The sequence below is a fragment of the Actinokineospora guangxiensis genome, assembly GCF_042657845.1.
In the GTDB taxonomy this organism is placed as follows: Bacteria; Actinomycetota; Actinomycetes; order Mycobacteriales; family Pseudonocardiaceae; genus Actinokineospora; species Actinokineospora guangxiensis.
Genome location: NZ_JBHSKF010000009.1, coordinates 207,503 through 228,047 on the forward strand (window position 1 = coordinate 207,503; position 20,545 = coordinate 228,047).

At 73.7% G+C, this 20,545-nt stretch carries 17 protein-coding genes; 14 read left to right on the forward strand and 3 right to left on the reverse strand.

From position 1 onward, the window contains the following. The first annotated feature begins 67 nt into the window (after nt 1-67). Genes ACFPM7_RS18510 through ACFPM7_RS18530 form a run of 5 tightly spaced genes read left to right on the forward strand, consistent with a single transcriptional unit; the run spans nt 68 to nt 4,491 of the window. Nucleotides 68-1,279: an acyl-CoA dehydrogenase family protein gene (locus tag ACFPM7_RS18510; protein ID WP_378248965.1), complete on the forward strand. Its 1,212-nt coding sequence runs from the start codon at nt 68-70 to the stop codon at nt 1,277-1,279. Continuing rightward, the gene (locus ACFPM7_RS18515; protein ID WP_378248889.1) at nt 1,276-2,076 is read left to right on the forward strand and encodes an SDR family oxidoreductase; all 801 of its coding nucleotides are present in this window, start codon (nt 1,276-1,278) and stop codon (nt 2,074-2,076) included. The genes ACFPM7_RS18510 and ACFPM7_RS18515 overlap by 4 nt, the downstream gene beginning before the upstream one ends. Next, nucleotides 2,073-2,822: an SDR family oxidoreductase gene (locus ACFPM7_RS18520; protein WP_378248890.1), complete on the forward strand. Its 750-nt coding sequence runs from the start codon at nt 2,073-2,075 to the stop codon at nt 2,820-2,822. Before ACFPM7_RS18515 ends, ACFPM7_RS18520 begins: the two co-directional genes overlap by 4 nt. Beyond that, on the forward strand, nt 2,819-3,859 hold the full coding sequence (locus ACFPM7_RS18525; RefSeq protein WP_378248891.1) for a phosphotransferase family protein: 1,041 nt from the start codon (nt 2,819-2,821) through the stop codon (nt 3,857-3,859). The genes ACFPM7_RS18520 and ACFPM7_RS18525 overlap by 4 nt, the downstream gene beginning before the upstream one ends. Then, a complete protein-coding gene (locus ACFPM7_RS18530) occupies nt 3,856-4,491 on the forward strand; it encodes a histidine phosphatase family protein (protein WP_378248892.1) in 636 nt (211 codons plus the stop codon). Before ACFPM7_RS18525 ends, ACFPM7_RS18530 begins: the two co-directional genes overlap by 4 nt. A 52-nt stretch (nt 4,492-4,543) precedes the next feature. Here ACFPM7_RS18530 and ACFPM7_RS18535 read toward each other — a convergent pair whose 3' ends face one another. Together ACFPM7_RS18535 and ACFPM7_RS18540 are read right to left on the reverse strand one after the other, a co-directional pair. Then, the gene (locus ACFPM7_RS18535; protein ID WP_378248893.1) at nt 4,544-6,100 is read right to left on the reverse strand and encodes a S8 family peptidase; all 1,557 of its coding nucleotides are present in this window, start codon (nt 6,098-6,100) and stop codon (nt 4,544-4,546) included. A 167-nt stretch (nt 6,101-6,267) separates the two neighbouring features. Next, nucleotides 6,268-7,215 (reverse strand): NAD(P)-dependent alcohol dehydrogenase, encoded by a 948-nt coding sequence (locus ACFPM7_RS18540; protein ID WP_378248894.1) that lies wholly within the window; start codon nt 7,213-7,215, stop codon nt 6,268-6,270. Nucleotides 7,216-7,299: 84 nt separating this feature from the next. Here ACFPM7_RS18540 and ACFPM7_RS18545 point away from each other — a divergent pair, with 84 nt between their 5' ends. From ACFPM7_RS18545 to ACFPM7_RS18555, 3 genes are all read left to right on the forward strand, one after another. Continuing rightward, nucleotides 7,300-7,956, forward strand: a complete 657-nt coding sequence (locus ACFPM7_RS18545) for a TetR/AcrR family transcriptional regulator (RefSeq protein ID WP_378248895.1) — start codon at nt 7,300-7,302, stop codon at nt 7,954-7,956. Nucleotides 7,957-8,190: 234 nt separating this feature from the next. After that, nucleotides 8,191-9,204 carry an SMP-30/gluconolactonase/LRE family protein gene (locus tag ACFPM7_RS18550; protein ID WP_378248896.1) on the forward strand — a complete coding sequence of 338 codons (1,014 nt, stop codon included), beginning with the start codon at nt 8,191-8,193 and terminating at the stop codon, nt 9,202-9,204. Nucleotides 9,205-9,253: 49 nt separating this feature from the next. After that, on the forward strand, nt 9,254-9,712 hold the full coding sequence (locus tag ACFPM7_RS18555) for a PPOX class F420-dependent oxidoreductase (protein WP_378248897.1): 459 nt from the start codon (nt 9,254-9,256) through the stop codon (nt 9,710-9,712). On the opposite strand, the gene ACFPM7_RS18560 is transcribed toward ACFPM7_RS18555, so the two are convergent. Next, the gene (locus tag ACFPM7_RS18560; protein WP_378248898.1) at nt 9,681-10,322 is read right to left on the reverse strand and encodes a Pr6Pr family membrane protein; all 642 of its coding nucleotides are present in this window, start codon (nt 10,320-10,322) and stop codon (nt 9,681-9,683) included. The two genes, ACFPM7_RS18555 and ACFPM7_RS18560, sit on opposite strands and share 32 nt — an antisense overlap. 185 nt (nt 10,323-10,507) lie before the next feature. Between ACFPM7_RS18560 and ACFPM7_RS18565 the strand changes: the two genes are divergently transcribed. From ACFPM7_RS18565 to ACFPM7_RS18590, 6 genes are all read left to right on the forward strand, one after another. After that, the gene (locus ACFPM7_RS18565) at nt 10,508-10,870 is read left to right on the forward strand and encodes an STAS domain-containing protein (protein ID WP_378248899.1); all 363 of its coding nucleotides are present in this window, start codon (nt 10,508-10,510) and stop codon (nt 10,868-10,870) included. 282 nt (nt 10,871-11,152) lie between these two features. Then, on the forward strand, nt 11,153-11,761 hold the full coding sequence (locus ACFPM7_RS18570; RefSeq protein ID WP_378248900.1) for a hypothetical protein: 609 nt from the start codon (nt 11,153-11,155) through the stop codon (nt 11,759-11,761). Nucleotides 11,762-11,881: 120 nt separating this feature from the next. Beyond that, nucleotides 11,882-12,541: a maleylpyruvate isomerase family mycothiol-dependent enzyme gene (locus ACFPM7_RS18575; RefSeq protein WP_378248901.1), complete on the forward strand. Its 660-nt coding sequence runs from the start codon at nt 11,882-11,884 to the stop codon at nt 12,539-12,541. Between the two features lie 151 nt (nt 12,542-12,692). Next, the gene (locus tag ACFPM7_RS18580) at nt 12,693-14,009 is read left to right on the forward strand and encodes an acyl-CoA carboxylase subunit beta (RefSeq protein WP_378248902.1); all 1,317 of its coding nucleotides are present in this window, start codon (nt 12,693-12,695) and stop codon (nt 14,007-14,009) included. 284 nt (nt 14,010-14,293) lie between these two features. Continuing rightward, on the forward strand, nt 14,294-19,546 hold the full coding sequence (locus ACFPM7_RS18585) for a beta-ketoacyl synthase N-terminal-like domain-containing protein (RefSeq protein ID WP_378248903.1): 5,253 nt from the start codon (nt 14,294-14,296) through the stop codon (nt 19,544-19,546). Between the two features lie 48 nt (nt 19,547-19,594). Continuing rightward, the gene (locus tag ACFPM7_RS18590) at nt 19,595-20,452 is read left to right on the forward strand and encodes a hypothetical protein (protein WP_378248904.1); all 858 of its coding nucleotides are present in this window, start codon (nt 19,595-19,597) and stop codon (nt 20,450-20,452) included. Nucleotides 20,453-20,545 lie beyond the last annotated feature (93 nt).

The following is a 20,545-nucleotide window of genomic DNA, read 5'->3' on the forward strand; positions in this document are numbered from 1 at the left end:
AGCGGTGCTCGATAAGAAGGGTACCTTGTTGAGCAGCGCTCAACGAGGGCTCACCGAGGAGGACGCCGTGGATTTCGCCCGCTCAGCGCGCGCTGAGGAGTACCTGACCAGGGTGAACGAGTTCATCGCCACCGAGATCGAGCCCGTGGAGGCCGACTACCACCGCGAGCTGGCGGCGCTGGACGACCCGTGGACAGTGCTGCCGGTGATGCCCGAGCTGAAGGCGAAGGCGCGCGCCGCCGGGCTGTGGAACCTGTTCCTGCCGTCGGTGTCGGGCCTGTCCACCGTCGAGTACGCGCCGCTGGCCGAGGCGATGGGCCGCTCGGCCATCGCCCCGGAGGTCTTCAACTGCAACGCCCCCGACACCGGCAACATGGAGGTCCTGCACCTCTACGGCAGCCAGGAGCAGCAGGACCGCTGGCTGACCCCGCTGCTGGAGGGCGAGATCCGCTCGGCCTTCTGCATGACCGAGCCCGACGTCGCCTCCTCCGACGCGACCAACATGGCCGCCACCGCGATCGTCAAGGACGGCCCGGACGGCGGCGAGGTGGTCCTCAACGGCCGCAAGTGGTTCTCCACCAACATCGGCCACCCGAACTGCCGCGTCCTGATCTTCATGGGCCTGACCGACCCCGACGCCCACAAGTACCAGCAGCACTCCATGGTGCTGGTCCCGCTGGACACCCCGGGGGTCACCGTCGAGCGGATGCTGCCGGTCTTCGGCCGCCACGACGAGCCCTCCGGCCACGGCGAGGTCGTCTTCACCGACGTGCGCCTGCCGGTCAGCGCCGTCATCGCCGGTCCCGGCCGCGGCTTCGAGATCGCCCAGGGCAGGCTCGGCCCCGGCCGCGTCCACCACTGCATGCGGCTCATCGGCCTGGCCGAGAAGGCGCTGTCGCTGGCCTGCGAGCGCGCGACGACGCGCACCGCGTTCGGCAAGCCGCTGGCCAACCTCGGCGGCAACCGCGAGCGCATCGCCCAGGCGCGCATCGCCATCGACCAGGCCCGGCTGCTGGTGCTGCACGCCGCGTGGCGCATCGACACCGTCGGCGCGCAGGCCGCGCGCTCGGAGATCTCCCAGATCAAGGTCGTGGTGCCGAACATGGCGCTCGGCGTCATCGACATGGCCATCCAGCTGCACGGCGCCGCGGGCATGACCGACGACTTCCCGCTGGCCGCCGCCTACGCGGGCGCGCGCTCGCTGCGCCTGGCCGACGGCCCCGACGAGGTGCACCTCGGCGTGATCTCGCGCATCGAGCTGAAGAAGTACCTCCCGTGAGCCGCGTCCTGGTCACCGGCGCCGGGTCCGGGCTCGGCGCCGCGCTGGCCCGCGCCTTCGCCCGCCGCGGCGACCGCGTCCTGGTGACCGATGTGGACGGTGACGCGGCCGAGGCCGTCGCCGCCGACATCGGCGCCGAGCACCGGGCCCTCGACGTCACCGCGGCCGGGGACTGGACCGCCGCTCGCGCGTGGTGCGAGGAGTACTGGGCCGGGCTCGACGTGCTGGTCAACAACGCCGGCGTCGGCTCGGGCGGGCGCTTCGAGCGCGTCCCGGCCGAGGACTGGGACTGGATCTGGGAGATCAACGTGCGCGGCGTCGTGCGCGGCTGCGCGGAGTTCGTCCCGCTGTTCAAGGCGGCGGGTTCCGGGCACCTGGTCAACATCGCCTCCCTGGCCGCGATCATGAACCTGCCCGGCATGGCCTCCTACAACGTCACCAAGGCGGGCGTGCTCGCCCTGTCGGAGACGCTCAAGCACGAGCTGGCCCCCTACGGGATCAGCACGAGCGTGGTCTGCCCCGGCTTCTTCCAGACCAACCTCAACGACCGGCTCCGCACCCCGGACCCGGCCGCGCTCAAGCTCAGCCGCAAGCTGATGGCCTCGTCCCCGGTCACCGCCGACGACGTCGCCGCGCGGGTGGTCGCCGCCGTCGCCGAGCGCCGCTTCCTCGTGCACACCCACGCCGTCGGACGCCGCTCCCACCTGCTCAAGCGGCTGCTGCCCCGGCTCAGCGACCGGCAGGTGGCGAAGTACTGGGCCAAGATCCGGCCCGCGATGGAGAAGGAATCCCCGTGACCCGCAAGAACATCCTGATCACCGGGGCCAGCGCGGGCCTGGGTGCGGAGATGGCCCGCCAGTTCGCCGCCAAGGGCCGCGACCTGGCGCTGGCCGCCCGCCGTACCGAGAACCTCGACGGGCTCAAGGCCGAGATCGCCGCCAAGCACCCCGGTGTGCGGGTGGTCGTGCGCGCCCTCGACGTCACCGACCACGACGCGGTGTTCACCGTCTTCGGCGAGTTCCGCGACGAGCTGGGCGGCCTGGACCGGGTCATCGTCAACGCCGGGCTGGGCAAGGGCCAGCCCATCGGCACCGGTGGCTTCCAGGCCAACAAGCAGACCGCCGAGACCAACTTCGTCGCCGCGCTCGCCCAGTGCGAGGCCGCGATGGAGATCTTCCGCGCGCAGAACGCGGGCCACCTGGTGGTGATCTCCTCGATGAGCGCCATGCGCGGCCTGCCCAAGAACCTGACCACCTACGCGGCCACCAAGGCTGGGGTGTCCGCGCTCGCCGAGGGCATCCGCGCCGAGATGATCGGCAAGCCGATCGCGGTCACCGCCGTGCACCCCGGCTACATCCGCTCGGAGATGAACAGCCGCGTCGCCAAGACCCCGCTGCTGGTCGACACCGTGCCCGGCGTGCGGGCGATGGTGCGGGCGATCGAGGCCGAGCCGGGCAGCGCCTCGGTGCCGCGCTGGCCGTGGACGGTGCTGGGGTTCGCCATGCGGACCCTGCCGCTGGGCTGGGTGGCGAGGCTGTCGTGAGGGACGAGCCGGAGGCCGTGCGCGGCGAGGACGGCTTCGACACCGCCGCCGTGGACGCCTGGGTGAAGTCGGTGGTGGACGTCGCGGGCGAGCCGGAGGTCCGCCAGTTCCCCGGCGGGGCGTCGAACCTGACGTACCTGCTGGCCTACCCCGACCGCGAGCTGATCCTGCGCCGCCCGCCGGTCGGGCGGAAGGCGGCCTCGGCGCACGACATGGCGCGCGAGTTCCGGGTGCAGCGCGGGCTCAAGCCGGTGTACCCGTATGTGCCGACAGTGCTGGGCTTCTGCGACGACCACGCCGTGCTGGGCTCGGACTTCTACGTCATGGAGCGCGTCGAGGGCACGATCCTGCGCGGGGACCTGCCGCCCGGGATGGACCTCGACGCCGCGGGCGCCCGCGCGCTGTCCACCGCGCTGGTCGACCGGCTGGTGCAGCTGCACCAGGTCGACCCGGCCGCCGCGGGACTGGCGGAGCTGGGCAAGGGGCGCGGCTACGTCGGCAGGCAGGTCGCCGGGTGGACCTCGCGCTACGCCGCCGCGCGCACCGACAACGTGCCCGACTTCGCGACCGTGACGGCGTGGCTGGCGCGCGAGCAGCCCGAGGACGTCGCCACCGTCGTCATCCACAACGACTGGCGCTTCGACAACGTGGTCCTCGACGAGGACCTGGCCGTGACCGGCGTGCTCGACTGGGAGATGTCCACCCTCGGCGACCCGCTGATGGACCTCGGCGGCGCGGTCGCCTACTGGATCGAGGCGGGCGACGACGAGGTGTTCCAGCGGGCGCGGCGCCAGCCCACGCACCTGCCGGGCATGCTCACCCGCGCCGAGCTGGTCGAGCGCTACCGCGAGGTGTCCGGTACCAGCCCGGCGAACTGGGCCTTCTACGAGGTCTTCGGCCTGTTCCGGCTCGCGGTGATCATGCAGCAGATCTACTACCGCTACCACCACGGCCAGACCCACAACGAGCGGTTCAAGGACTTCTGGATGTTCGTGGGCTACCTGGAGTGGCGCTGCCGCGAAGTGGCGGGCGCATGAGCGTGGTCTACCTGGTGCGCCACGGGCAGGCGTCGTTCGGGCAGGCCGACTACGACGTGCTCTCGCCGGTGGGGGAGCGGCAGGCGAAGGTCGTCGGCGAGGAGCTGTCCGCGCGCGGCGTGCGGCCGGTGGCGGTGCTGGCCGGGACGCTGTCGCGGCAGCGGCGCACGGCCGAGATCGCCGTGGCCGCGGGTCTCGGCGGGGAGGTCGGCGAGGACGCGCGGTGGAACGAGTACGACCACCTGGGACTGGTCACCGAGCTGGTCGACCCGCTGCCCACCGACCCGCGCGAGTTCCAGTCCGCCCTGGACGCGGCACTGCTGGCCTGGGCGCGCGGCGAGCCCGCCGCCGCGGCGGGCACCTACGCCGACTTCGCCGCTGCGGGCGCCGCGGCCCTGGCCGCCGCGGCCGAGGGCGGCACCGCCGTCGCGGTGACCTCCGGCGGGGTGATCGCCGCCCTGTGCGCCGGGCTGCTGGGCGTGGGCCCTGAGGGCGTCGTGGCACTCAACCGCGTCGCGGTGAACGCCGCGATCACCAAGGTCGTCATCGGCCGCTCCGGCTCGACCCTGGTGTCCTTCAACGAGCACGGCCACTTCGAGGGCCAGCGCCGCGACCTGCTGACCTACCGCTGAGCCGACGGCGGCCCGGGTCGCACTCCCGGGCCGCCGCCCCCGATCGGTGAGATCAGGTCGAGTACCCCAGCACGCCCTCCACGATCTGGCCCTCGCAGTTCGCCGAGGCCGAGTCGAAGTGGTTGCCGTTGCTCGCGACCCGGCACCGCCGAATCGGGTGGTTGGCGCTGGAGGCGGGCGCGTCGGCCAGGTAGCCGATCACGCCGACGACCGTCGTGCCCTCGCAGTTGGAGGCCTGCGACGTCATGTAGTCCCAGCCGCCGACCAGGCACTGGTAGATCGGGTGCGTGCCCGGACCCGGCGTGGTGTTCACCGTGCCCAGCGCGCCTTCCAGCGGGTACCCGGACGGCGCCGAGGTGCCGCTGGCGTGGTCGCTGCCCTTGCGGTAGCGGTTGAGGGTGGCCTTGGCGGGCGGCTGGGTGCCGCCGCCGGGCACGAACAGCAGGCGGTTGGGCGAGCCGGCGCCCGGGTTCGTGATCACGTTCGGGGTCGCCGCGTCGATGATCGCGGCGCCCACCTGCGCCGGGGTCGCGCCCGGGTTGGCCGACAGGTGCAGGGCGGCGGCGCCCGCGACGTGCGGGGCGGCCATCGAGGTGCCGCTGATGGTGGTGATGGCGGTGTCGCTGGTGGCCCAGGCGCTGGTGATGGCCACGCCGGGGGCGAACAGGTCGGTGCAGGTGCCCCAGTTGGAGAAGGTGGCGCGCGCGTCGTTGCGGTCGGAGGCGTTGACCGTGAGCGCGGTCGGCACCCGGGCGGGGGAGAACCCGCAGGCGTCGGCGTTGGAGTTGCCGGAGGCGATGGCGTAGGTGACGCCCGCGGCGATCGAGTTCGCGACCGCGGTGTCCAGGGCGGGCTGCGCGCCGCCGCCGAGGCTCATGTTCGCCACCGACGGGCCGGTGCGGTTGGCCGTCACCCAGTCCACGCCCGCGACGACACCCGCAGTGGTGCCCGAGCCCGCGCAGTTGAGGACCTTCACCGCGACCAGCTTGACGCCCTTGGCGATGCCGTGCGCTGTGCCGCCGACGGTCCCGGCGACGTGCGTGCCGTGGCCGTGGCAGTCGGAGTTGTTGCCGTCGCCGGTGGTGTTGGTGCCCCAGGCCGCCCGGCCGCCGAAGTCGGCGTGGCTGACCCGGATGCCGGTGTCGATGACGTACGCGGTCACGTTGGCGGCGGTGTTGGGGTAGGTGTAGGAGTTGTCCAGCGGCAGGGTCCGCTGGTCGACGCGGTCCAGGCCCCAGGACGGCGTCGGGCTCTGCGTCCCGCTCGCGCTGACTTCGACGTCCTGCTGCACGAGCGCGACCCGCGGGTCGCCGGCGATCTTCGCCGCCTGCTCGGGTGTCGCGGTGACGGCGAAGCCGCGCAGCGCGTGGCTCCACACGTCGCGAACCTCGCCGCCGTGGGCGTCCACCACGGCGGCCGCCGCGCCGTCGGCGTCCACGCCGTTCTTGAGCACGACGACGTAGCTGTCGGGGACCGCCTTGGCGCCCGCCACGGTGACGACCTCACCGGTGGACTCGGCCGCCGCGCTGGGGGTGAGCGCGGAGGACACGGCTACGACGAGGGTTCCGGTGACGAGTGCCGCCAAGCCGGGTCTGGGACGTGACCTCAACGCTGCCCTCCTGAGGCATCGGGGAGTGGATCACGGACCATCCCGACGCTACGGACGAACCCCACGGGAGCGCACCGGTCGCCCCCGGAATACGGCCGAACAGAGCCGGGATTCGCCTGGGCGGTCCCGTGCGCTTTGGTCATGTCACACCAATCGCGCAGTCTGGTTCACGGAAGCACGACGATGTTGCCCACCTTGCGCCCGCTGTCAATGCGCCGATAGGCGTCCACAATAGCCAGTAGGTCGAAGGTCTGGTCGACGACCACGGTGAGTTCCTTGTCCGCCACCAGGTTCAGCAGGAAGTCGTAGTCCTCCACCCGTTCGGGCGCAGGCCCGGCGACGACGTTCCCGCGCGTCCGCAGCAGCTCCCCGAGTCCGGCGACGATGAGCGCGACGGTCCCGCCGGGGGCGAGCAGCCGCCGGCCCGAGGCGATCGACAGCGAGCCGACGGTGTCCAGCACGACGTCGAACCGGTCGGGGATCTCGGCGAGGTCGACGCGGGTGTAGTCGATGACGCGCTCGGCGCCCAGCCCGCGGACCAGGTCGGCGTTCGCGGCGCTGGTGACGCCGGTGACCGTCGCGCCGAGGTGGCGGGCGAGCTGGACGGCGCTGGTGCCGATCGCCCCCGACGCGCCGTTGACCAGAACCGACGTCCCCGGTCCGACGGAAGTCCTGCGGCGCAGGAAGTGCAGTGCCGTCGTCCCTCCGAAGAGGATGGCGGCAGCGTCCTCGTGGCTCACCGCGTCGGGCTTGCGCGCCAGCGTGGACGCCCGCACCGCCGCGTACTCGGCGTGCGCGCCCATCCGCGCGCCGGTCATCCCGCAGACCGCCTCGCCCACCGCGAACCCGTCGACCTGTCCGCCGAGTGCCACCACCTCTCCGGAGAGCGCGCCCCCCAGCACCGCGCGCCGGGGCTTGCCGATCCCGAACGCCAGCCGCGCGAAGAGTCCGAATCCGGAGGGGAACCGGGCGCCGCGGATGCGCGCGTCCGAGGAGTTCACCGCGGCGGCCCGCACCCGGACCAGCACCTCGCCCGCCCTGGGCTCCGGTCTGGGGACGTCGGTGACCCGCGCGACCTCCGGGGGGCCGTACCGGTCGACTACCGCTGCGCGCATGACTCGCTCCTTACACCTGTAAGCCTGGTCGCCACGGTAGCCTTACGTGCGTAAGAACCGCAAGCCGCACGGAGGACGGTCCGGATGCCCCAGCGCCCCCCGCTGACCCGCGCGCGCGTGGTCGACGCCGCCGCCCGCGTCGCCGACGAGGGCGGCCTGGCCAAGGTGAGCATGCGCAACGTCGGCCGGGAGCTGGGCGTGGAGGCGATGTCGCTCTACCACCACGTCAAGGACAAGGCCGCCCTCCTCGACGGCCTCGCCGACTGGATCTACACGCGCATCGACCTCCCCGAGCGCGCGACCCCCTGGCGTCCGGCGATGGCCGCCCGCGCGGCGTCGACCAGGGGCGCCCTGGCCGCCCACCCGTGGTCGCTCGCCCTGGTCGACACCCGCCGCGTTCCCGGCCCGCACGTCCTGCGCCACAACGACGCCGTGCTCGGCTTCCTGCGCCGCGACGGCTTCCCCCTGCCGCTGGCCACCCACGCCTTCTCCGCGATCGACGCCTACGTCTACGGCTTCGTCGTCACCGAGCTGAACCTCCCCTTCGACCCGGCCGGCTCCGTCGACGCCTTCGTCGACAACGTGAGCGCCCTCATCCCCGCCGAGCGCTACCCCTACCTCGCCGAACTCGTCGCCGCGCACGCCGAGGAGCGTGGGTACTCCTACGCCGAGGAGTTCGAGTACGGCCTGGACCTCATCCTCGACAGCGTCGAGGTCCGCCTGCGCGAGGCGGGCGGCTGAGCCTCAACGCGCGTCCGCTGCGGGTGGTCCACAGGCGGCAGGTCCGGATCTGGTGCAGCCAGAACGCGGTGGCGTCGCGCTTGTCGGCGATCGGCGTCGCGGGCGCGACCAACGAGTCCAGCGACGGCGGCTTTCCCGGCCGTGACCGCCGCTCACCGCGTCGTTGGGGAGTTCGGGGTGCTACCCGGCACTCTCGCGCCGTCCTGAGGAGTTCCGGTCGCGCTCGTAGAGTGGGTGGACGAGCGCGACTGGGAGGAGACGCCGATGCGCAGGCCCGCGATCGAACCGGTGGTCTGGAAGGCGCCGCGCGCCGGGCGCAGGCCCGCGCCGTCGCTGCCGGGGCTGACGGTGTGGCACGTCAACGGCAGCGGGGCCGAGGACGTGCTCGTGGACGACAAGGGCAACGTGTACACCGGGGTGGACGACGGCCGCGTGCTGCGCCTGACCTCCGACGGCCGCAGGCTGGACACCATCGCCGACACCGGCGGCCGCCCGCTGGGCATCGAGCACCTGCCCGACGGGCGCCTGCTGGTGTGCGACGCGCGGCGCGGGCTGCTGGCCGTCGACCGCACCACCGGCGCGGTCGAGGTGCTGCACCCGGCGGGCGAGGACCTGCACGTCTGCAACAACGCCGCGGTGGCCGCCGACGGCACCGTCTACTTCACCGACTCCACCCGGCGCTTCGAGCTGGCCCACTGGAAGGCCGACCTGCTGGAGCACACCGGGACCGGAAGCTTCCTGCGCCGCACCCCCGACGGCGCGGTCGAGACCCTGCGCACCGGGCTCCAGTTCCCCAACGGCGTCGCGCTCGCCCCGGACGAGTCCTTCGTCGTGTTCGCCGAGATGTGGGAGTACCGGCTGCTGCGGCTGTGGCTCAGCGGCCCGCGGGCGGGCGAGTCCGATGTCTTCGCCGACAACCTGCCCGGCTTCCCCGACAACATCTCCACCGGCAGCGACGGCAACATCTGGATCGCCTTCGCCAGCCCGCGCGACCCGCTGGTCGACTTCCTGCTGCGCACCCCGCCTGTGCTGCGCAAGGCGCTGTGGCGGGTGCCGCCCCGCCTGCAGCCGAAGGAGAAGCGCACCGCGTGGGTCCGCGCCCTCGACCCGGCCACCGGCGGCGTCGTGCACGACTTCTACGGCACGCCCGCCGACTACCACATGGTGACCGGCGTCCGCGAGCACGGCGGCCGGGTCTACCTCGGGAGCCTTGAGGAGCGGGCGGTGGCGTTCTTCGACGTCCCGTGAGCCCCGGTCGAGCCGGGCCGAGTGCCCGCGGGTGTCATAGCCTGGGCGCATGCCGAAGATCGCCACCGCCGAGCGCCCGGACCGCGAGCAGCTGACCGCCTTCCTCCGGGAGCGGTCGAAATGCGTCCTGGTCACCACCCGCGCCGACGGCTCGCCGCAGATGTCGCCGGTGACCTGCGGAGTGGACGCCGACGGGCGGCTGGTCGTCTCCACCTACCCCGAGCGCGCCAAGGCCCGCAACGCCCGGCAGCGGCCCGCGGTCTCGGCGTGCGTGGTCTCCGACGACTGGAACGGCCCGTACGTGCAGGTCTCCGGCCGCGCCGAGGTGCTGGACCTGCCGGAGGCGCTGGAGCCGCTGGTGGACTACTTCCGCGGCATCTCCGGCGAGCACCCCGACTGGGACGAGTACCGCGCGGCGATGACCCGCCAGGGCAAGTGCCTGATCAGGGTCGAGATCGACAGCTGGGGTCCGATCGCTACCGGGGGCTTCCCCGCTCGGCTCGCCTAGCCAGCACCCGGTCGAGCGCCAGCGCGCCGAAGGCGAGCGCCAGGAACAGCGCGGCGACGCCGAGGCTGTTGAGCAGCACGACGCCGTAGCCGTGCGTGCGCACGTCGACGAACGGGTACGGGTAGAAGTCCGCGAACGGGCCGCGCACCAGCGTGAACACCAGGTACAGCGCCGGGAACAGCAGCGCGTGGACGGCGGTGCGGACGCTGGTGAGCCCGCGCGGACCGAACAGCAGCCAGCCGAGCACCGCCAGCAGCGGCGTCGCGGTGTGCAGCAGCAGGTCGGCCACGTGCGCCAGGCCGCTCAGCTCGTAGAGCGAGCGCAGGATCGTGTGGTAGACGAGCCCGGTCACCGCGATGCCGACGATCCCGGCGAGCCTGAACGCCCGGAAGACGGGCCCCGACCGGGACGGGTCGCGGGCCAGCAGCGTGTGCGTCGCGCAGACGATCACGTTGGACTGGATGGTGAAGTAGCAGAGCATCGTGAAGACGCGCCCGGCGACGGTGTCGTCGGTGTCGCTGCCGCTCTCGGCTGACACCGAGACGACCGTTTGCGCCGCGAGCCCGGCGAAGGCGACCACCGCGGTGACGGCGAACCAGATGCGCTGCATGCGCGCAACGTAGCCCGGCTGGGCGGGCGGGGCTCGTCGCAACGGCGCAATTCGGCGATAAAGGTGTGAGATCGGTGGCAATCGGGTGCGGTGATCACCGATGCGGGGTACCTCGGTGATAGGTCCGTTATAGTTCGTGAGGCCCGACTGTTGTCGGGTTCTCCCTTGTGCCTGGAGGTCTGCTGGTGACGCGCTTGGCGGTGACCACCCGCAGCACGCGCTCCGCGGTCGTGGTGGCCGCCCGGGGGCGCATCGACCTCGCGGGTGAGCAGCCGTGGCGCGACCAGGTGGAGGAGGCGTGCGGCGAGAGTTCGGCCAAGACGCTCGTCGTGGTCGACCTCACCGACGTCGGCTATCTCAGCGTGGGGACCGCCCCGCTGCTGATCCGCGCCCACTACCACTGCCTGCACCGCGGCAGGCGGCTGCGCGTGGCCGTGCGGCCGGGGCCGGTGCTGAACACGCTGCGCCTGACGGGCGTGCACGAGATCGTCGCGCTCTGCCCGGACCTCGACAGCGCCCTGCGGCCGCTGGTCGCCTCCCGTTGGTGAACCGGGCATCATCCCGAGCGTGCCCCGCCCGATAGTGCGGCGACACGGTTATATTGAGCCGAACGTGTCAGGCGATAGGCGATTGGGTTATCGCCACGGCAAGATTCTGTCGCTTGGTGACGCGATGTCGTATTCCCACTCGATGGTGTGTCGCACGCATTGCGCCTCTTGTGCACACATCGAGTCCTCGCAGGTGATCACCGTTGGTGATCGTCTGGTGACTGCGGGTCTCCGCTGGTAGCCGTTGACACGGAGCAGTGACCTACCCGGAGAGGAACTTCGATGAACCGACACCTCGCACGGATCGTGGCCTGCGTCACGGCCGTGGGTGTGCTGTCCACGACGGCCACGGGTATGGCCGCCGCGAGCACCCCACCGCCACCCGCGGTCGACAGCAAGACCCAGCAGATCGTGGACCAGCTGGAGGACCTGCGCGTCCAGATCGACTCGGCGGTCAAGGCCGAGGACTCGATCGCCCTGCGCACCGCGGTCGACGCCCTGCGACCGGTCCTCGACGCCACCTACGACGTGGCCCGCAGCGACCAGACGGTCTACCTCGCCGACCAGGCCGACGCCACCGCCGCGGAGATCCAGCGCATCCTGCCCCTGGGCATCCCCAGCCCGCTCGACGCGGTGTTCGGGCTGGTGGGCTCGGTGCTGGGGCTGGTCGGCGGCCTGATCGCCACCCTGCTCGGCCTGCTGCCCATCCCGATCCCGGTCCCGATCCCGATCCCGGGCGTTCCCGCGCCCCCGGGCGGCGCCCCGGTGCCCGGCCTGCCCGGCGTTCCTGGGGTGCCCGGCGTTCCCGGCGTTCCCGAGGTTCCCGGCGTCCCGGGTGTGCCCGGCGTTCCCGGTGTTCCCGGCGTCCCGGGCCTGCCCGGCCTGCCGTAGTCCTGTTGGAGGAGTGGGCCGCCCGGCGGCCCCCGGGCCCGGCTCCCGCTCTGGGAGCCGGGCCTCGCCGTGTTCGTCGGTCGGGTGCCGCATACTCCGGCGCGAGGCGAGGGAGGCGGCGTGGCCGACGAGACGATCATGGGGTGGACAGCGGCGGCGCGGCTGGCGGCGGCGGAGCTGGCCGAGGGACTGGACGCCAGGCCAGGGGACGGCGTCTGGGCGCACGCGTCGCTGTGCGACGGCTGGACGGTGCTGGACGTGCTCGCGCACATGACCCTGTCCACCAGGACGGGCTGGCGCGAGCTGCTGCCCGCCATCGTCCGCGCCCGTGGCGACTTCGACCGCATGGAAGCCGAGCAGGCCCGCGCGCGGGCGCGCGCGTTCACCCCGGCCGAGCTGATCGCCCAGCTACGCGAGACGGCGTCCTCGCCCCGGCGCTCGCCGGGCTCGGGCGCGCTGGACCCGCTGGTCGACGGCCTCGTGCACGCCCAGGACATGGCCCGGCCGCTCGGCCTCGCCGTCGCCATGCCGACCGATGCGGCCACCGCGGCCCTCGGCCACGTGCTCGGCAGCCGCTTCTACGGCGCGCGCAAGCGCTTCCGCGGCGTGCGCCTGGTCGCCCAGGACGCCGAGTTCGCGGCGGGGGAGGGCGCCGAGCTGCGCGGCCCGGTCGCCGAGCTGCTCATGGTGGCCACCGGCCGCCCCGCCGGGCTCGCCGCGCTGTCCGGCGCGGGCCTCGGGCGCGTGGCCGCCGCCATGGGCGGCACGGCGATTCCCTGAACGGCGATTGCCTGAACGGGGATGCCCTGAGCGGGGATGCCCTGAACGCCGAGCATCGGCGCAATCCGGAGGATGATCCTTTCCCATTCCCTGTGTTTCCGTGGAGGGAACGTTGGGAGGCAGGGGACATGGCTCAGACAGGTGTGCGGCGATGACGGCGGCCAGAGCGCGACACCCCCGGCCGCGCACGGCCGCCGAGCGCAGGGCGAGCAGGCCCCGGCCGCTGCGGCTGCTGGGTCCCCGGCCCGTCGGGCGCAGCGGGCTCACCGCGCGCGAGCGGATCGGTCTGCTGCTGGACGCGGGCTCCTTCGCGGAGCTGGAGGTGTTCCGCGCCCAGGGCGAGCACGGCGGCGTGATCGCCGGTTCCGGCACCGTCGACGGCCGCCGGGTGTTCGTCTACGCCCAGGACGACGCCGCCGCGGGCCCCGAGCACACCGCCAAGGTCCACAGGGTGATGGACCTGGCGCTGGCCGCGGGCGCCCCGCTGATCGGGATCACCGACGGCGCGCGGGTGCCGCAGGGCCCGCGGTCCCCCGCGGCCGACGGCGCCACCCTCCGCCGCCACGTCGAGGCCTCCGGGGTGATCCCGCAGATCAGCGTGGTTCTCGGCGCGGGCGGGGCCTACTCACCCGTCCTCGCCGACTTCACCTTCGCGGTCGGCCAGGACGCGGGCGCGGGCCTGGCGGGCTTCGTCCACGACGACGAGGAGGGCTGCCTGCACGACGTGCGCTACCTCGTCTCGCTGCTGCCGTCCAACAGCGCCGAGTCCGCTCCGGCGCACCCGGCGTGCGGCGCGGGCGCCGACGAGCGGCCGCGGCTGGCCGAGATCCTGCCGCCCGACCCCGACCAGCCCTACGACATGCGCGAGGTGCTGGCCGAGCTGGTTGACGACGGCGAGTACATCGAGGTGCACGAGCACTGGGCGGGCAACGTCGTCTGCGCGCTCGGCCGCGTCGACGGCGAGGTCGTCGGCGTGGTCGGCAACCAGCCGACGGTGCTCGCGGGCGCGCTGGACGGCGCGGGCGCGCGGAAGGCGGCCCGGTTCGTGCGCTTCTGCGACGCCTTCGGCATCCCGCTGGTCACCCTGGTCGACGTGCCCGGCTTCGCGCCCGGCGACGAGCAGGACCTCCAGCACGGCGCGAAGCTGCTCTACGCCTACTGCGAGGCCTCCGTGCCGCGCGTCCAGGTGGTCGTGCGCAAGGCCTACGGCGAGGCCTACACCGTGATGGACTCGCGAAGCGTCGGCACCGACCTGTCACTGGCCTGGCCGACCAACGTGATCACCGAGAACGCCCGGAGCGCCGAGCTCCTCCCGCCCGCGCACCCGCACCACGCCGCCGAGTGGGGCCTGGTGGACGATGTGATCGACCCGGTGCGCACCCGGGCGGCCGTCGCCCGCGGGCTGTCCATGCTGCGCCACAAGCGCACGGAGGCGCCGCGGCGCAAGCACGGCAACATCCCGCTGTAGCGGGGACCGGACTGGAAGACACCGCCCGCCGCGCCTGTGTTCCGCGGCGGGCGGTGTCTGGCCTGGGGGAACATCCCACCCGAGGGGAGGAGTCCGTGAAGCCGAGGTTAAGTGAGCCTCGACTCCGTCCACAGTGAATTCATCCGATTGAGCTGCCCCCGAACGGGCGCCCACCTCGGCCGACGGCGTCCCCCGGCCATCAGTTCCCTGTCAGAGCCTGCTGGTTGGGTTGATCCATCCAGATCCGGGGAGGGGACCGAGCAATGGCGCGTACGCACGAACCCGTGGCCATCGTGGGGATCGGTCTGCGCCTGCCCGGCGGCAGCCGCACGCCCGCCCAGTTCGCCGAGTTCCTGGCCGAGGGGCGCAGCGGCGTCAGCACCAGGGACGGCCAGGCGGGCGGCTACCTCGACCGCGTCGACGAGTTCGACGCCGCCTTCTTCGGCATGACGCCCACCGAGGCGCAGTACACCGATCCCGCGCAGCGGCTGCTGCTGGAGACGGTGTGGGAGGCGCTGGAGGACGCCGCGATCGACCCGACGGCGCTCAAGGGCGGCACCGGCGGCGTCTTCGTCGGCGCGGGCGCGTCGGAGTACGCGCTGGCCATCGACGGGCTGCGCGACTCCGACCTCGACGGCGCGCTGGCCGCGGGCGCCTCGCCCTTCGCGCTGTCCGGACGGCTGTCCTACTTCCTGGACTGGCGCGGCCCGAGCATGACCGTCGACACCGCGGGCGCGTCCTCGCTGACCGCGCTGCACCAGGCCGTCGTCGCGCTGCGCAGGGGCGAGTGCGACATCGCCGTGTGCGCGGCGGCCAACACCTTGAGCAATCCCCGGCCCAGCGCCATCCTGCGCGCCGCCAACGTGCTCTCCGACCAGGGCAGGGTGCGCGCCTTCGACGACGCCGCCGACGGCTACGTGCGCGCCGAGGGCGCCACCGCGATCGTCCTCAAGCGACTCGCCGACGCCGGGAGCGACCGGGTCGTCGCGGTCGTGCGCGGCACCGCCGTCGGCCAGGACGGCGACGGACCGGGCATCGCCGTGCCCAACGGGGCCGCCCAGGAGCGGGTCATCAGGGCCGCGCTCGATGACGCCGGGCTCGCGCCCGCCGCGGTGTCCTACGTCGAGGCGCACGGCATCGGCACCGCGCTCGGCGACCCGATCGAGCTGGGCGCCATCGCCGACGTGTTCGCCGGGCACCGGGTCTCGGTCGGGTCGGCCAAGACCAACCTCGGCCACCTCGAACCGGCCGCAGGCCTCACCGGGCTCATCAAGGCCGCGCTCCAGATCAGCGAGGCGACCCTCTACCCGCACCTGAACCTGGACAAGCCCTCGGCACGCATCCCGTGGGAGCGCTACCCGGTGGACATCCCCACCGAGGCCGCGTCGTGGGCCGAGGCCGAGCGCCGGGCCGTGGTCAACAGCTTCGGCTTCGGCGGCACGATCGCCGTCGCGGTGCTGGCGCAGCCGCCCGCCCCCGCCGAGCCCGCCCCCGCCGACGCGGCGCACGTGTTCACCGCATCGGCCAAGAACCGGCGCGCGCTGCGCGCCCAGCTGGCCCGGCTGCGCGAGCACCCGGCGGGCGAGGTCGCCGACCTCTGCTACACCGCCGCCGTCGGCCGCGCGCACTTCCCGCTGCGCGTGGCCGGGGTCGTGCGCACCCAGGACGAGCTGCGCGCCCTGCTCGACACCGAGCCCGGCGAGCCACCGGAGGAGACACCCAAGGTGGCGTTCGTGTTCGACGCCCCCGGCGCGGACCAGCAGGCGCCCGCTGTCGACGTGGACGACGCCCACCTGCGCGTCTTCCCCGCCTACCGCGCCGCCGTGCAGGAGTGCGAGCGCGAGGGCCACGGCGCGCTGTTCACCGCCCAGTACGCGCTGGCCCGGCTGTGGCTGTCGTGGGGCGTCAAGCCGGGAATCATGGTCGGCCGCGGTGTCGGCGAGGTCGTCGCCGCGACCGTGTCCGGGCTGTTCACCGTCGCCGACGCCGCCCGGCTGGGCCGCGGCGAGCCGGTCGCCTTCGGGGAGACCACGCTGGCCTTCGTCACCTCGCTGTCGGGCAAGGTCGCCCGCCGCTCGGAGATCACCAAGCCGGAGTACTGGGCGCGCCAGGCGGTCGATACCCCGGACCTGGGGCCCGCGCTGGCCGCCGTCGAGCGCCGCGGCGCGCACGTGCTGCTGGAGCTCGGCCCGCCGACCGGCGCCGACGGCAGGCTGCCCACCCTGGGCGGCGCCGAGGCGCACCTGCTCGCCCTGGCCGAGCTGTACCGGCGCGGCGTGCCCGTGCGCTGGGCCGACTACTACCAGGGCCGCGAGCGGGCCAAGACCGCGCTGCCGACCTACGCCTTCGATCGCAAGGCGTTCTGGCTGCCCGCGCCCGCCCCGCGCACCGGCTCCACCCACCACCCGCTGCTCGGCGAACCGCGCGGCGACGGCGAGTTCGCCGCCGTCATCAGCCCGGACCAGCCCGCCTACCTGGCCGACCACGTCGTCGGCGGGCAGTGCGTCTTCCCCGGCGCGGGCTACGTGGAGATCCTGCTGGCCCTGCAGGACGCCGTGCACGGCGACGCGGGCCGCGCGCTGACCGACGTGCGCATCCGCGAGCCGCTGTTCGTCACCGAGGGCACCGAGCTGCGCACCAGGCTCGCCGACGGCGGCGTCGCCGAGATCGTCAGCGTGGTTCGCGGCGGTGCCGACGGGACCGTCGAGCGGGTGCACGCCACCGCCGTGCTCGGCGGCCCTCGGCACCTGGACGACCCCGGGCCGCCCGGCCGCGACCTGCGCGCCCGCGCCGCCGCCTGCGGCCCGGCCGACGACGTGCGCGAGACCGAGGAGCTGTACCCGGAGTTCGCCGCCGTCGGCATGGGCTACGGCCCGGCGTTCCGGCGCATCCGGGCCGCCGCGGCCTTCGGCGGCGACTTCGCCACCGGCGACCTGCGCGGCGAGCGCGTCGCGGGCATGGAGCTGCTGCCCCCGCCGGTGCTCGACGGCGCGCTGCACACCATCGCCCCGCTCATCGATGACGGCCACAACTACCTGCCGGTGCGCTTCGGCGAGGTGCGGCTGTTCAAGAAGCCCAAGTCCGACGATCTGCGCGTGCTGCTGAAGCTGACCGACGACGGCACCGCCGACCGCACCGCCGACCTGCTGGTGACCGAGGACGGCGAGCCGGTGGTGCAGGTGCGCGGCCTCGGCTTCACCCGGCTCGCGGCGGGCTCGGGCTTGCTGCACCGCCAGGCCTGGGTGAAGCGCTCGCAGCTGCCGCCCGCCGCCGACACGCCCCGGCACGTGCACGTGATCGGCGACCCGACCCCGTACGCCGAGGCTGCCGCCGTCCTCGGCGTACGGCTCTCCCGCGGCGCCGAGATCGCCGACGGGGCCACCGACGTGGTGCTGGCCGACCCCGCGGCCGACCCGAGGGAGGTGGCCGCGCGCCTGACCGGGCAGCGCCTCTGGATCACCGCGGTGGGCGCGCAGCGGCTGCCCGGCGACGCGGGCGGCTCGCCCGCGGCCGCCGCCGCGTGGGGTGCGGCCCGCTCGCTGCGCGCCGAGCGCCCCGACCTGCGGATCAGCCTGGTCGACCTGCCCGAGGGCGGCGATCCCGCCTTCGCCCAGGAGTGGGTGCGCGAGAGCGCCGAGCCGCAGCTGGCCTACCGCGGCGGGCACCGCCACGTGCGCAGGCTGCTGCCCTCGGCCAAGGAGACCGGCGAGAACCTGGCGCTGACCATCACCGAGCACGGCCGCTTCGCCGGGATCAGGCCGCTGCCCGTCCCCGACGAGCTGCCCTCCGGCTCGCAGATCCAGGTCGCGGTGCACGCCGCCGGGCTCAACTTCAAGGACGTGCTCAACGCGCTGGGGATGCTCAAGCAGCACGCACAGGACGCGGGCGTGGAGTACGTGCCGCAGCCGCTGGGCTTCGAGTGCGCGGGCACCGTCATCGCCTCGGGCCCGACGGCGGACTTCAGCCCCGGCGACGAGGTGATCGTCAACCACACCGGGCTGATGCGGCGGCGGGTCACCGTGCCCTCCAGCGCCGCGGTCGCCAAGCCGTCCCGGCTGAGCTGGACCGAGGCGGCCGGGCAGGCCTCGGCCTACGTCACCGCCCACTACGCCCTGCACGCCCTCGCCGGGATGAAGGCGGGCGACCGCGTGCTCATCCACGCCGCCGCGGGCGGTGTCGGGCAGGCCGCGGTGCAGCTGGCCAAGGCGGTGGGCGCGACCGTGCACGCCACGGCGAGCCCGCACAAGTGGCCGGTGCTGCGCGCCCAGGGCGTCGAGCACCTCCACAACTCGCGCACCACCGACTTCGCCGACGTGCTCGACGGCCAGATCGACATCGTGCTCAACAGCCTGAACAAGGAGTTCATCCCGGCGGGCCTGCGCACGCTCGCGCCCGGCGGGCGGTTCGTGGAGCTGGGCAAGGTCGGCGTGTGGTCGGCCGAGCGGGTCGCCGAGGAGTTCGGCCACGTCGAGTACCACAACTTCGACTTCAGCGAGCTGCCCGCCGACGAGGTCGTGCGGATCAACAAGGACACCATGACCGAGGTCGCCGTCCGCATCGCCGCGGGCGCGCTGGACCCGGTCGGCACCACCGGCCACAGCCTCGACGAGGTCGGCGAGGCGTTCGGCGTGCTCAGCCGCGGCGCCAACATCGGCAAGCTGGTGCTGGTCTTCGACCAGCCCGAGCCCGCCCCGCGCATCCGCGACGACCGCACCTACCTGGTCACCGGCGGCCTCGACGGGCTCGGCCTGCTCGCCGCCCGCAAGCTGGTCGACCTCGGCGCCCGCTACCTCGCGATCCCCGCCGACGGCCCCGCCGCCCTGGAGATCGGCGCGCAGGTCACCGTGCTCGGCCCCGACCTGGCCGGGCTGGAGCGCACGCCGCCGGTGGCGGGCGTGGTGCACGCGGGCGGAGACGCCGAGCGGGCCTGGCAGCTGCACGAGCGGTTCCCGCGCCTGGACTTCTTCATCGCCTTCACCGACCTGGCCGCCACCGTCGGCGGCACGGGCGACACCGCGGCGGCCGAGTCCCTCGACCACCTCGCGCACACCAGGGCCGCGGCGGGCCAGCCCGTGCTCACGGTCGCCTGGGGCCCGGTCGGCGACGGCCCGGCCATCACCCCGGCCAAGGCTGCCCGCACCTTCGCCGCGCTCATCGGCGCCGTCGGCACCCGCACCGCGGGCGGCGGCGACTGGGGGAGCGACCCGCTGTTCGACGCCCTGCCCAAGGCGGGCGGCGGGGTGACGGGCACCCGGGTCGACCTGGCGGCGCTGCTGGCGCTGCCCGCCGGGGAGCGGCTGGAGTCCATCGATGAGCTGATCAGGGCCAAGGTCGCCGAGGTGCTGCGCTTCCCGGACGCCGACGACGTCGGCTCGCGCACCAAGTTCTCCCGGCTCGGGCTGGACTCGCTGGTGGCCGTCGAGCTGAAGAACGCCCTGGAGGCGTCCTTCGGCATCCCGCTCCCGGCGGCGGTGGCCTTCGACTACCCGACCGCCGAGCAGCTCGCGCAGTTCGTGGACGGCCTGCTGGCCGCCTGACGGTCCGGTGGGGCCCTCCGGCGGCCGTGTGGGGGGTACGGTGCCAGCGTGTCCCAGCCCCCGCGCGATCCCCACCGCTCCGGCCAGAGCCCCTACCAGGGGCAGCCCGGCTGGAACCCGCCGTCCCAGCAGCCCTACGACGACCCCTACGGGTACCGGCAGCAGCCGCGGTACTACCCGGACCAGCGCGGCCAGGCCCGCCGGCCGCAGCCTGCCCCGCAGCGCCACGACGAGCGCCAAGCCGATCGCCGGTTGAGCGAGCACCGGCAGGCCGAGCACCGCCCGCGGTCGCGCGGGCGCCGGGTCGTCGGGGCCGGGCTGGTCCTCGCCGTGCTGGGCGCGCTGGTGCTGCTGGTCAGCGCCACCCTGCTGCCCTGGGTCGACGGCGAGCTGTCGCTGGCCACCCTGTGGGACCGGGTCCGCGACATCCCGTCGATGGGCTTCGGCGACTGGTACGTCGCCATCGCGGGCTACCCGCTGGTAGCCCTGGGCATCCTGCTCTCCTTCGCCGCCGTGCTCGAATCCGCGGTGATGAAGGTGATCTGGGTCGCCCTCACCGTCCTCGGCCTCGGCTACATCGCCTTCCAGTACGGCATCGGGCCCCTTACCGGACTTGTCGGCGATTCGGGCGGCTTCTCACTGGCTGAGACAGCCATCGCCGCCGGAGCGCTCACCGCCGCCGTCGTGGTGCTGTTCCTGCTCAAATCGGCGGTCGGCATGTTCCGCAGGATCGCCGGGTTGATCCTGTTGGGACTGTCCGGTGTGCACATCAGTGCGATCGTTGACCTGGTCGGAGCCAACGGTTTCGGCGAGCTGAGTGTCGGGGCCTATGGTCCCGCGCTCGGCTACCTGCTGGCTGGCGCTGCCGCTTTTGTCAGTCCTGCGAGGTTGGTGCCCGGTCGCTGAACGATGGCATGATTCCCGGCGGTGAGGTAGTTTCGGCGGTGGCCGAGAGGCGCTGCGACGGACCCGCGTGTCCGCCACGCTCGGCCCGGTCGG